We start from the raw sequence: 12,542 nt of genomic DNA, 5'->3' as shown, positions 1-12,542 counted from the left end.
TGAAAATAAAAAGAGGGCTATTTGTTAATGAGGTGATAATTCGTGGTTTAAATATGGATACAACATATTTATTTTAATTCCCTGCGGCCTGCTTGCCGGGCGGCACTGCGTTTGCCCGGCCTACAAAACCGTAGGCCCGGTAAGCGTCGCGCCACCGGGCATTTACAGCATTAGCGTTTCTTACCCATCGCCGCTGCCAGCGCATCCATCATCGCGCTGTTGCCCGCCGGCTGTGCGTCACGTCCGCGTGGCTTCGCGGCTTTCGCTGCCGGACGCTGCTGTTCACGGCCACCGCCATTACCGCCACGGCGCGCGTTAGTGTCGCCCGGCTGCTCGTCCAGACGCATGGTCAGGGCAATACGCTTGCGCTGGAGATCCACTTCGAGCACTTTCACCTTCACGATGTCGCCCGCTTTGACCACGGTGTGCGGATCTTCAACGAACTTGTCGGCGAGGGAAGAGATATGCACCAGACCATCCTGATGCACGCCGATATCCACAAATGCGCCAAAGTTGGTGACGTTGGTTACCGCCCCCTCCAGCACCATGCCCGGCAGCAGGTCGTTCATGGTTTCTACGCCCTCAGCAAAGGTCGCGGTTTTAAACTCAGGGCGCGGATCGCGGCCCGGTTTTTCCAGCTCTTTGATGATGTCAGTGACCGTCGGCACGCCGAACTGTTCGTCGGTGAAATCCACCGCTTTCAGGTTACGCAGCGCGCTGCTGTCGCCCATCAGGTCTTTCAGCGCTTGCCGGGTGGCGGCCAGGATGCGCTCAACAACAGGGTACGCTTCCGGGTGAACGGTAGAGGCATCCAGCGGGTTATCGCCGTGGTTGATGCGCAGGAAGCCCGCGCACTGCTCAAATGCTTTTGGCCCCAGACGGCTCACCTTCAGCAGCTGCTGGCGGTTCTGGAACTGACCGTTTTCATCACGCCAGGCGACGATATTCTGCGCCATCATACGGGTCAGGCCCGCCACGCGGGTCAGCAGGGGCACGGAAGCGGTGTTCAGGTCCACGCCGACGGCGTTAACACAGTCTTCCACCACCGCATCCAGCTTACGCGCCAGCTGCGTCTGGCTCACGTCGTGCTGATACTGGCCCACGCCGATGGATTTCGGGTCAATCTTCACCAGCTCCGCCAGCGGATCCTGCAAACGACGGGCGATAGAGACCGCACCGCGCAGGGAAACGTCCAGATCCGGGAACTCCTGCGCTGCCAGTTCCGAGGCGGAATAGACAGATGCCCCCGCTTCACTGACGATCACTTTCTGCGCCGTCACTTTCGGGAACTGCTTCTGCACGTCGAGATAGAAACGTTCAGTTTCGCGGGACGCCGTACCGTTACCGATGGCAACCAGCTCAACGTTGTACTTCTCGCACAGCGCGGCGACGACGACAGCCGCTTTCGCTGCCTGACCAGTGTGCGGGTAAATGGTGTCGGTGGCAACCAGCTTGCCGGTGCCGTCAACCACGGCCACCTTCACGCCGGTACGCAGACCCGGATCGAGACCCATGGTGGCGCGCAGGCCAGCTGGCGCCGCCATCAGCAGGTCGTGCAGGTTACGGGCGAAGACGTTGATCGCTTCGTCTTCGGCGCGCTCGCGCACGGTGCCCATCAGCTCGGTTTCGAGGTGCATCAGCACCTTGATGCGCCAGGTCCAGCTCACCACGCCTTTGCGCCAGCTGTCCGCCGGGGCGTTGTTCAGGCGCAGGCCCAGATGGTCGATAATGATCTGCTCGCAGTGGCTCTCTTTTGGCGGCTCGTCAAACTGTGGATCGGCATTCAGGGAGAGTTGCAGCACGCCTTCGTTACGGCCGCGGAACATCGCCAGCGCGCGGTGAGACGGCGCGGTAGAAATGGGTTCGTGGTGATCGAAGTAGTCGCGGAATTTCGCGCCTTCTTCCTCTTTGCCGGACACCACGGTGGAGACGATATGCGCGTTCTTCCACAGGTAATCACGCACTTTGGCCAGCAGCGCCGCGTCTTCGGCGAAGCGCTCCATCAGAATGTAGCGAGCGCCGTCCAGCGCGGCTTTGGTGTCTGCTACGCCTTTATCGGCGTCGATAAATTTGGCGGCTTCGGTTTCCGGATCGTGGGACGGTTCGTTCCACAGCAGATCGGCCAGTGGCTCAAGGCCGGCTTCGATCGCAATTTGCCCGCGCGTGCGGCGCTTCGGTTTGTACGGCAGATAGAGGTCTTCGAGCTCGGTTTTACTCAGGGTACCGTTAATGGCTTTTTCCAGGTCACTGGTCAGCTTGCCCTGCTCGCCGATAGATTTGAGGATCGCCTGACGTCGGTCTTCCAGCTCGCGAAGATAGCCCAGACGGGTCTCCAGGTTTCGCAGCTGCGTGTCATCCAGACCGCCGGTGACTTCCTTACGATAACGTGCAATAAACGGCACGGTGTTCCCTTCATCAAGCAGGCGAACGGCAGCTTCTACCTGTTCGGCTCTGGCCTGAAGTTCACCCGCAATAATGCGGCAGAGCGACTCTTTCATCATGGTCAGTTCATCTTGTGGATCGAAAATCAGGGGGATAGTTATACGGGCTGACACCAAAAAATGCCAGCCGGGGAGGGCGCTCTCGGACTATTTAACATACTCGATTTCGTTGACGTACCAGCTTGCTTCACCCGCAGGCGTCTGGACAACGGCTAAATCGCCTACCTCTTTTTTCAGCAGGGCGCGGGCCATGGGTGAGTCGATAGAAATGTAATCCTTACGACCGAAAATTTCATCGTAGCCGACGATACGAAAACGCAGGGTGTCGCCGCTGTCGTTTTCAATTTCGACCCACGCGCCGAAGAAGACTTTACCTTCCTGCTGCGGGGAGTAATCGACAATTTTGAGATTCTCGAGGCACTTCGTCAGGTAGCGTACCCGGCGATCGATTTCGCGCAGCCGCTTTTTATTGTACTGGTAGTCCGCATTCTCGCTGCGGTCGCCCAGGCTTGCTGCCCAGGTGACTTTTTTGGTCACTTCCGGACGCTCTTCGCGCCACAGGTAATCCATCTCTTTTTTGAGTTTCTCGTACCCTTCACGGGTGATCAGAGGCGTTTTCATGGTGCAGCCTTTAATGCCGGTTAACTGTCTTTGCGCACAATACGTAGCGCACAGTGTAACAGACAAGATTAATAATGATTTATGTGATGAAATGAACAGATAAGCTGCTGTTAAATATGCTTTGTAACAATTTCGTCTAGAATTTATACCAGAATTTGCTGGTCGAACCCGTGCACTTTTTTAGAATACGCTGTTCCAGGCTTATCCGAACCTTTGGGAGTACACACAATGCAAGAGAACTACAAAATTCTGGTCGTAGATGACGACATGCGCCTGCGTGCGCTGCTGGAACGTTATCTGACCGAGCAGGGCTTCCAGGTTCGTAGCGTCGCGAACGCGGAACAGATGGATCGTCTGCTGACGCGTGAATCTTTCCACCTGATGGTGTTGGACCTGATGCTGCCTGGCGAAGACGGGCTCTCTATTTGCCGCCGTCTGCGCAGCCAGAGCAACCCGATGCCGATCATCATGGTGACGGCGAAGGGTGAAGAAGTTGACCGCATTGTCGGCCTTGAGATCGGCGCTGATGACTACATTCCAAAGCCGTTCAACCCGCGTGAACTGCTGGCGCGTATTCGCGCCGTGCTGCGTCGTCAGGCGAACGAGCTGCCGGGCGCGCCATCTCAGGAAGAGGCCGTCATTGCATTCGGTAAGTTCAAGCTGAACCTCGGCACCCGTGAAATGTTCCGTGAAGATGAGCCAATGCCGCTCACCAGCGGCGAGTTCGCGGTGCTGAAAGCGCTGGTCAGTCACCCGCGTGAGCCGCTCTCCCGTGACAAGCTGATGAACCTGGCGCGTGGTCGTGAATACTCCGCGATGGAGCGTTCTATCGACGTGCAGATCTCTCGTCTGCGCCGCATGGTGGAAGAAGATCCGGCGCATCCTCGTTATATTCAGACCGTGTGGGGTCTGGGCTACGTGTTTGTTCCGGACGGCTCTAAAGCATGAGGCGAATGCGCTTCTCGCCGCGAAGTTCGTTTGCCCGCACGCTGTTATTGATCGTCACCCTGCTGTTTGTCAGTCTGGTGACGACCTACCTGGTGGTGCTGAACTTTGCAATCCTGCCGAGCCTTCAGCAGTTTAATAAGGTGCTGGCATACGAAGTGCGTATGCTGATGACCGACAAACTGCAACTGGAGGACGGCACGCAGTTGGTTGTTCCCCCGGCGTTCCGTCGGGAAATCTACCGTGAGCTGGGCATTTCTCTCTACTCGAACGAAGCGGCGGAAGATGCCGGCCTGCGCTGGGCGCAGCACTATGAATTCCTTAGCCAGCAGATGGCGCAGCAGCTTGGCGGCCCGACGGAAGTGCGCGTTGAGGTCAATAAAAGCTCGCCGGTTGTCTGGCTGAAAACCTGGCTGTCACCCAACATCTGGGTGCGCGTTCCGCTCACCGAGATTCATCAGGGCGACTTCTCGCCGCTGTTCCGATACACCCTGGCGATCATGCTGCTGGCCATCGGTGGCGCATGGCTGTTTATTCGTATCCAGAACCGACCGCTGGTCGACCTGGAGCATGCGGCATTGCAGGTCGGTAAAGGTATTATCCCACCGCCGCTGCGTGAGTATGGCGCATCGGAAGTGCGCTCGGTAACGCGTGCGTTTAACCACATGGCGGCAGGCGTTAAACAGCTGGCGGACGACCGTACGCTGCTGATGGCGGGGGTCAGCCATGACCTTCGCACCCCGCTGACGCGTATCCGGCTGGCAACAGAGATGATGGGCGAGCAGGATGGTTATCTTGCAGAGTCCATCAACAAGGATATCGAAGAGTGTAACGCCATCATCGAGCAGTTTATCGACTACCTGCGCACCGGGCAGGAGATGCCGATGGAGATGGCGGATCTGAATGCGGTTCTGGGCGAAGTGGTTGCCGCCGAAAGCGGCTACGAACGTGAAATTGCGACCGACCTTCAGGCAGGTGAGATTCAGGTACGTATGCACCCGCTCTCCATTAAACGCGCGGTGGCGAATATGGTGGTCAACGCGGCGCGCTACGGCAACGGCTGGATCAAAGTCAGCAGTGGTACGGAACTCAACCGCGCCTGGTTTCAGGTGGAAGACGATGGTCCGGGCATCAAGCCTGAGCAGCGTAAGCACCTGTTCCAGCCATTTGTGCGCGGCGACAGCGCGCGCAGCACCAGCGGAACCGGCTTAGGCCTGGCGATTGTGCAGCGTATTGTTGATAACCATAACGGACTGCTGGAAATTGGCACCAGCGAGCGGGGCGGTTTGAGCATTCGTGCGTGGTTACCGGTGCCGGTTTTACGGGGGCAGGTGAAAGAGAGTTAAAAAAGGGGGGCCTGATGCCCTCACCCCGGCCCTCTCCCACGGGGAGAGGGATAAAACATTAAAAAAGGCAACTTTCGTTGCCTTTTTGCTTTTACCTTGGTCCCGCACTCACCAGCGCAGCACCGGCCGGGGTGTCGGTGTACTTCTCGAAGTTTTCGATAAACAGTTTCGCCAGCGATTCAGCCTTCTCACGCCACTGTTCCGGTGAACCGTAGGTGTTACGCGGATCCAGGATACGTGTATCCACGCCCGGCAGCGCTGTTGGGATCGCCAGATCGAACATCGGCAGCGTAAAGGTCTCAGCGTTATCCAGCGAACCATCCAGAATCGCGTCGATGATGGCGCGTGTATCTTTGATGGAGATACGTTTGCCCGTACCGTTCCAGCCGGTGTTCACCAGGTACGCCTGGGCGCCGGATGCCTGCATGCGTTTCACCAGCACTTCCGCGTACTGCGTTGGGTGCAGCGACAGGAACGCCGCGCCGAAGCAGGCGGAGAAGGTTGGGGTTGGCTCGGTCACACCGCGCTCGGTACCCGCCAGTTTAGCGGTAAAGCCGGAGAGGAAATGGTACTGCGTCTGGCTGGCGGTCAGGCGGGAAACCGGTGGCAGCACGCCGAACGCATCCGCGGTCAGGAAAATCACCTTCGTGGCATGACCCGCCTTCGATACCGGCTTGACGATGTTCTCGATGTGGTAGATCGGGTAAGAGACGCGGGTGTTTTCCGTTTTCGAGGCATCGTCGAAGTCGATAGAACCATCAGCACGCACGGTGACGTTTTCCAGCAGCGCATCGCGGCGAATCGCGTGGTAGATATCCGGCTCTGCCTCTTCCGACAGGCGAATGGTCTTCGCGTAGCAGCCGCCTTCAAAGTTAAACACGCCGTCATCATCCCAGCCGTGTTCATCGTCGCCAATCAGACGACGTTTTGGATCGGTGGACAGCGTTGTTTTACCGGTGCCGGAAAGGCCGAAGAACACTGCTACATCGCCTTTTTCCCCGACGTTCGCCGAGCAGTGCATGGAGGCGATACCGCGCAGCGGCAGCAGGTAGTTCATGACCGAGAACATCCCTTTCTTCATTTCGCCGCCGTACCAGGTACCGCCGATCAGCTGGATACGCTCGGTCAGGTTGAAGGCGATGAAGTTTTCGGAGTTCAGACCCTGCTCTTTCCACTGCGGGTTGGTGCATTTCGCGCCGTTCATCACGATAAAGTCAGGGGTGAAGTCTTGCAGTTCTTCATCGGTCGGACGAATGAACATGTTCTTCACGAAATGCGCCTGCCAGGCCACTTCAGTAATGAACCGTACGGAGAGACGGGTGTCGGCGTTAGCGCCGCAGAACGCATCAATAATAAACAGACGCTTGCCGGAAAGCTGATGGGTGACAAGTCCTTTCAGATGCTGCCAGGTTTCCGGGGAGAGCGGTTTGTTATCGTTCTTCCCTTTGCCCTTATCAGCCCACCACAGCGTATCGCGGGTGGTGTCGTCTCGGACGATATACTTATCTTTAGGCGAACGACCGGTAAAAATACCCGTATCGACGGCGATAGCACCCAGGTTCGTCAACACACCGCGCTCGTATCCTTCCAGTGCCGGATTGAGCTCTTCCTGATACAGCGTATCGTAATCGGGGTTGTAGACCACTTCCTGGACGTCGTGAATACCATAAGCCTTGAGATCTTGCGGGGTTAAACCATTAACACGCATATCACTGCTCCTTAGCCAATATGTACTACCTGAAATTGTAGGGTTTTTCTGGGGATGTTAACCGCGACGGGGCTCATAGATTTACGTATCTGGTCAAAACCCTTACTAACGGAAAACGCTGCGACTCCAGTCACAGGGCGGGCAGATTATCGCAGGAATCGCTTTTTGGATGGGGAAAATGTTCTTAAAAGGTTAATCTCTGGTGAATTTATCCAGAAGAATGTGAATGTAATCGCATACATGTAAGAAAATTACGTAAGGGTTACATTGGGAAAACGATTCAGCTTGGGTGGCGTTTTTTACCCCTCACCCAAAGGGGTGAGGGTGTTCAAGTTCCCTCTCCCCGTTGGGGAGAGGGTTAGGGTGAGGGGAAAGAGGTTTAGTGAACCTGCGGGTCCGCTGGAGAGGCGTTATTGCGGATCTCCGCGATATCCATGGAATTGAACACGTAGTGCGTACCGCAGTAATCACAGTGCATATCGATCTCACCGTCTTCCGCCATGATGCTGTCGATCTCTTCATCCGGCAGCGTTTTCAGGGCGCCAGCACAACGCTCGCGAGAGCAGGTGCACTTAAATTCCACATCCTGCGGATCGTAAACCGTCACTTCTTCTTCGTGGTACAGACGCCACAGCACGTCGGTCGCCGACAGGGTGAACAGCTCTTCCGCTTTGATGGTTTCCGTCAGCGTTGCCAGATGCTCGAAATCATTGGTCTGCGCATCCTGCGCAGGCAGAACCTGAAGCAGCATACCACCGGCAGCAGGCTGACCATCCACTTCACCGGTGCGGATGAACAGGCGGGTTGGCAGCTGTTCGGAACGCATGAAGTAATCTTCCAGGCAGGCGGCAAGCGTGTCGCCTTCCAGACCGACAACGCCCTGATAGCGCTCACCCTCTTCAGGCGAGATCGTGATAACCAGATAGCCATTTCCGACCAGCGTTTTCAGATCCGCATTTTCAGGGATATCGCCCTGAACGCGCGCCACGCCGCGCATCTGCTGCTGGTTATTGCCGTTGATCACCGCCAGCGACATCGGGCCATCACCCTGCAACTGAACGGTAATATCGCCAGCGAACTTCAGCGTGGCGGTCAGCAGGCTGGTGGCAACCAGCAGTTCGCCCAACAGGGTTTTCACCGGCAGCGGGTAGTTGTGGTTTTCCAGAATCTGTTTCCAGGTTTCGGATACGGTGACCAGCTCGCCGCGCACGGCGAATTGTTCAAACAGATAGCGGTGTAATTGGTCGTGTTGGGCCATTTTCATCTCTCGTGCAGGTGAGGGTTACTCGCTCTCACCGTGTTTAAATTTCATCAGATCGCGGCGCTCTTTTTTATCCGGTCGCCGGTCCGGGTGAGGCATGGTCAGCGCATTCATCTTGCGCGCCAGCGCGGTTTTCTCGCGCTTCTCTATGCTTTCGGCCGTCTCTTCATACAGCAAAACGGCTTCGGTTGCGGGCCGCCGCTGCTCGGTAATGGCTTTCACCACCACCGTTTTCTCATCGTTGCCCTGGCGAAGCGTTAGCGTGGCATTCAGTTCAACCAGTTTGCTCGGTTTGCTGCGCTGACCGTTGTAATGCACCTTTCCGCCATCAACCATTTCACGGGCAAGGGCGCGCGTTTTGTAAAAACGGGCGGCCCACAGCCATTTATCCAGTCTTACCCCATCAGAGGGTTTTTCTTTCATGGCGTCTCCTTCACAGTGAGTGAGGGGATCATCCGGCGATAGTCGTTCAGCCCCGGATGTCGCAGATAGCTTTTTTCAGCCAGGCCGGAATCCGGATTAGTCACGCCCAGACAATAGCGAATGCCAAAAGCGGCCGCAGAATCCAGAATCGGCTCGCTGTCGTCAATAAACAGCGTGCGTTCCGGCTGTAAACCGGTCTCTTCCACCACGGCATGCCACAACCGCTGATCCTCTTTCGGATAACCAAATGTGTGGGTGGAAAGCAATAAATCAAGGTGTGAAGCAAGACCGGTATGTTCCAGCTTCACGGCCAGGTTATGGGGATGCGCATTCGTCAGCAAAATGCGGCGCTTACCGCAGGCTTTCAGCGCATCCAGGAACGGGACCGTATCGTCGCGCAGTACAGCGCGTGCGCCCTGGGCGGTGGTCATGGCACAAATATCCAAACCGAGTCGCTCGCTCCAGTAGTCAAGACAGTACCAGTTTAGCGTATGCTGCACCGCGCTATATTGCGAACGAATGAATTCCTGCGCTTCCGCCGGGGAGATCCCCTGCTGTTCACCGTATGTTTCCGGGACCAGCTTTTGCCAGAAATAGTTATCAAAGGCGAGATCAAGCAGCGTGCCGTCCATATCAAGCAGGACGGTATCGACCGCCTGCCAGTCGATATTAAGATGCATAAGGGGGAACTCCAGCCAGAAGAAACGTGCGCGACAGGGTAGCACAACTTGTCGCGCAGGGACGTTATCCGATCAGGCTCTCGGAAGAGGAGATCAGTTTCGGGTTAAGGCAATTTTCGTAGTAGGCCTGGATTTCTGCCAGCCGCGTGCGGGAACGCTGATAGCGGCGTACGGCCTGATAACCGTTCCAGACAATGCACGCCAGCATTGCAATCAGCAGCAGGGATGTCCCTATATAGCGCCACAGGCCAGCGCTATCCGGCATACGGTGCAGGCCAATATGACGCGTGCCGTTGGCGTCGGTAAAGAGGGTGGTGACGATCCCTTCCGCGCTGAATGGCGTCTGCATCAGCATCTGCGCCAGACGCTGGAATTCGCTCCACTGCTCCTGGGCAGGATAGTCATAGAGCGAAACCTGCGGATAAGGTTGATCCACCAGGTCGCTGCCTTCATCGCTGGCAATTACAAAACCGCCGGGCGCCGGGCTGTTAAGCGCCTGGGCGGCACGGGTGGTTTCACGCATCACGAAGGGGGCGGTAGAGGTCGCCACCAGGTTATCCAGCGACTCGGCGCTGACCGGACGCAGAAGCACGTTCACACCGTCCAGGCGTCCCGCTTCGGCGCGTTTCACCAGCGCGTCCCAGTCTTTGCTGTTGCCGAGGTTGACCAGCGCGTTCTTGAGCCGGATACAGTCATCCTGGGCGGAACAGAGATCCTCTGTTTTCAGGACGATTTCGCCAAAGTCATCCAGCAGTACCATGCCCGACTTCTGAATAGCCGAACGCAGGGCAGGGCTGACGCGAGAATCATCATCCGGTTTTGGATGGAGCTGGCGATTAATCGTCTGGGTGAGCGCAGTGGCCTTGTTGACCACATCTGATTCCGGCAGCGGCAGCGGAGAGGCGTCATTCCAGATGATCTGAGAGCAGTCGAACGGCGCGAACGGCGAGTTCTGGCGCGTGTTCCAGGCGCCCGGCGTGTGGATATTACACATCCCGGTGCCTTTGAGGCGCAACGTATCTCCCACGCGTACACCCGCTTCTTCGAGCTGCTGTACGCTGGTGGCTTCCACAGTTTGCGCCCCTTTGATCCACGACAGGGTAAATTTAATCGGCATATCCAGCGGCACGAAGAGCAGCAGCATGACGAAGATTAACGCGGCACCACCGGCAATCACCGCGCTGCGGAGCCAGTGCTGAAGCGGGAAGTTTTTCACTTCGTCGTGCAGGGATAAGTAGCGCCCCTGGCGTACAACGTGGCGGTCGAGATAGATATCAATATCCGTTTTGTGGCCAAGGTCCTGCGCTATCCACGGCTGCCAGTGGCGCGGATAGATAAGATCGATGATCCCGAGCGAGATATTGTTGATATGTTCCTGATCGTTCTCACCGAACAGTCCCCAGCGTTTTGGGGTTCCGCGCAGGCAGTGAATTTCGCGTAATGACGTTTTTGCCGGCGGAGCAAATATGCCCCACAGCCCGGCGGCCAGAAGCAGTACTGCGCCACCCGCGAGCCACGGAACAAACACGTCCGGCGTCAGCAGGCAGATGAAAAAGAGCAGGAACGAGGCGACAATCAACACCGCTTCGCGAATGCCATCCGGGCGGCTCAGGACGTACTCTTCATGCGTCTCCTGGCGGATGTTCAGCAGTTCGATCTGCTCAGTCTCTTCACCACGAATAGAGGCCTGCGTTCCGCTTGCGCGTTCCAGCGCAAAGCGTGGCGCTTCCTGATCATATTCGCTCAGAGTATGACCATTGAGGGAGATAACCAGCGGCAGCGTATCGGTATGGATGAGCTCGACGCTGTTTTCGTCGTTAATATACTGCTCCCAGAAGGGAGGCAGGTGCACTTCAACAGAGTCGAGATAGTAACGCCACTTGTTGGGATCGTCGGTTGTAATACCGTAGCGGGTAATGGAGCGCGTTACGCACAGAACGGTGTCACTTTGGGCGTTCAGGTTGAGCGATACGGGGGCGGCGCTGGCGCCGGTAGGGCCAGGCGAAAGCCGGGATCGGTTCAGCGTGTCGAGATACTGCTCAACGGTGCTGCGTTCCTCTGGCGAAAGCTTGCGCGTGTTTGCCCCGGCAAACGCGTTCAAAAAGGGCAGCCGATAACGGCGATGTACGCGGCGCCTGAATACCCACACCGCAATCGACGCGCAGGCCAGCACAGCAGCGAGAAAAATCAAAATGGTGCTCATGCTTTCCCCATCTTACTTATCTTCTTACAGGTGTTGTCAGTCGCACCTTTTGTACAATGAATGAGATTCTGTGGTCGGCTATCGGCAAGTATGGAGTCTAACTTGAGCATGTTGACGCGCATCCCAGTGACCGGTAATGATAACAAAGCCTGTTCCGGCGCGATATCAGCAAATTCCTGGAAACATTTCAACCTCTTGACATTTGTTTTGAAATGAGAATCGCCAACAGTTACGTTGCATAAATGTAAATAAAGAGCAATTGACATTGCCGAAACCGTGCGGCGTATCGCACAATAAAGCCAGTTCACCCAGCAAAGACCCGTCAAGATGACCAAACCCTTACAAAAGCCCACCATTCTGAATGTTGAAACCGTCGCGAAATCGCGTCTGTTTAATGTCGAAAGCGTGGATCTGGAGTTCAGCAACGGTGTGCGTCGTGTTTATGAGCGTATGCGCCCCTCCTCGCGTGAAGCGGTGATGATTGTGCCCATCGTCGACGAGCACCTGATCCTCATTCGTGAATACGCCGTTGGCACAGAATCCTACGAGCTGGGCTTCTCCAAAGGACTGATCGACCCGGGCGAAACGGTGTTTGAAGCGGCAAACCGGGAGCTGAAAGAAGAGGTCGGTTTTGGCGCGAAAGAGCTGACGTTCCTGAAAAAGCTGAGCATGGCACCGTCCTATTTCTCCAGCAAAATGAACATCGTTGTCGCGGAAGATCTCTATCCTGAATCGCTGGAAGGAGACGAGCCGGAACCGCTACCGCAGGTTCGCTGGCCGCTGGCTCATCTGATGGATTTGCTGGAAGATCCTGACTTTAACGAGGCGCGCAACGTGAGCGCACTGTTCCTGGTGCGGGAGTGGCTGAAGGGACAGGGGCGTTTGTAGCGCCAACATTAAAAACGGCAACCGAA

Annotated in this window: 10 protein-coding genes; 3 read left to right on the top strand and 7 right to left on the bottom strand. The window is 56.5% G+C overall.

The window, feature by feature from the left end:
* Positions 1–170: 170 nt before the first annotated feature.
* Together L379_RS01965 and greB are read right to left on the bottom strand one after the other, a co-directional pair.
* The gene (locus tag L379_RS01965) at positions 171–2,501 is read right to left on the bottom strand and encodes a Tex family protein (protein ID WP_015571440.1); all 2,331 of its coding nucleotides are present in this window, start codon (positions 2,499–2,501) and stop codon (positions 171–173) included.
* An 87-nt stretch (positions 2,502–2,588) separates the two neighbouring features.
* Entirely contained in the window at positions 2,589–3,062 is a 474-nt protein-coding gene (greB, locus tag L379_RS01970; protein ID WP_017384149.1) for a transcription elongation factor GreB, read from the bottom strand.
* A 228-nt stretch (positions 3,063–3,290) separates the two neighbouring features.
* On the opposite strand from greB, the gene ompR reads away from it, so the two are divergent.
* Together ompR and envZ are read left to right on the top strand one after the other, a co-directional pair.
* The gene (ompR, locus tag L379_RS01975) at positions 3,291–4,010 is read left to right on the top strand and encodes an osmolarity response regulator transcription factor OmpR (protein ID WP_001157751.1); all 720 of its coding nucleotides are present in this window, start codon (positions 3,291–3,293) and stop codon (positions 4,008–4,010) included.
* Positions 4,007–5,353, top strand: a complete 1,347-nt coding sequence (gene envZ, locus L379_RS01980) for a two-component system sensor histidine kinase EnvZ (RefSeq protein WP_003861615.1) — start codon at positions 4,007–4,009, stop codon at positions 5,351–5,353. Before ompR ends, envZ begins: the two co-directional genes overlap by 4 nt.
* Before the next feature lie 91 nt (positions 5,354–5,444).
* Here the strand turns inward: envZ and pckA are convergent, their stop codons facing one another.
* The 5 genes from pckA to L379_RS02005 form a co-directional block, all read right to left on the bottom strand.
* On the bottom strand, positions 5,445–7,061 hold the full coding sequence (gene pckA, locus L379_RS01985) for a phosphoenolpyruvate carboxykinase (ATP) (protein WP_015571439.1): 1,617 nt from the start codon (positions 7,059–7,061) through the stop codon (positions 5,445–5,447).
* A 379-nt stretch (positions 7,062–7,440) separates the two neighbouring features.
* Positions 7,441–8,319, bottom strand: a complete 879-nt coding sequence (hslO, locus tag L379_RS01990) for an Hsp33 family molecular chaperone HslO (protein ID WP_023304550.1) — start codon at positions 8,317–8,319, stop codon at positions 7,441–7,443.
* A 24-nt stretch (positions 8,320–8,343) separates the two neighbouring features.
* The gene (hslR, locus tag L379_RS01995; protein ID WP_003861618.1) at positions 8,344–8,745 is read right to left on the bottom strand and encodes a ribosome-associated heat shock protein Hsp15; all 402 of its coding nucleotides are present in this window, start codon (positions 8,743–8,745) and stop codon (positions 8,344–8,346) included.
* The gene (gene yrfG / locus L379_RS02000; RefSeq protein WP_000550486.1) at positions 8,742–9,425 is read right to left on the bottom strand and encodes a GMP/IMP nucleotidase; all 684 of its coding nucleotides are present in this window, start codon (positions 9,423–9,425) and stop codon (positions 8,742–8,744) included. The genes hslR and yrfG overlap by 4 nt, the downstream gene beginning before the upstream one ends.
* Before the next feature lie 64 nt (positions 9,426–9,489).
* Positions 9,490–11,628 carry an intracellular growth attenuator family protein gene (locus L379_RS02005; RefSeq protein WP_032655351.1) on the bottom strand — a complete coding sequence of 713 codons (2,139 nt, stop codon included), beginning with the start codon at positions 11,626–11,628 and terminating at the stop codon, positions 9,490–9,492.
* A 327-nt stretch (positions 11,629–11,955) separates the two neighbouring features.
* Between L379_RS02005 and nudE the strand changes: the two genes are divergently transcribed.
* Positions 11,956–12,516 (top strand): ADP compounds hydrolase NudE, encoded by a 561-nt coding sequence (gene nudE, locus L379_RS02010; protein WP_003861622.1) that lies wholly within the window; start codon positions 11,956–11,958, stop codon positions 12,514–12,516.
* Positions 12,517–12,542 lie beyond the last annotated feature (26 nt).

Source organism: Enterobacter sp. MGH 33 (genome assembly GCF_000534535.1).
Classification (GTDB): Bacteria; Pseudomonadota; Gammaproteobacteria; order Enterobacterales; family Enterobacteriaceae; genus Enterobacter; species Enterobacter hormaechei_C.
This window is presented reverse-complemented; position numbering and strand designations above follow the sequence as displayed.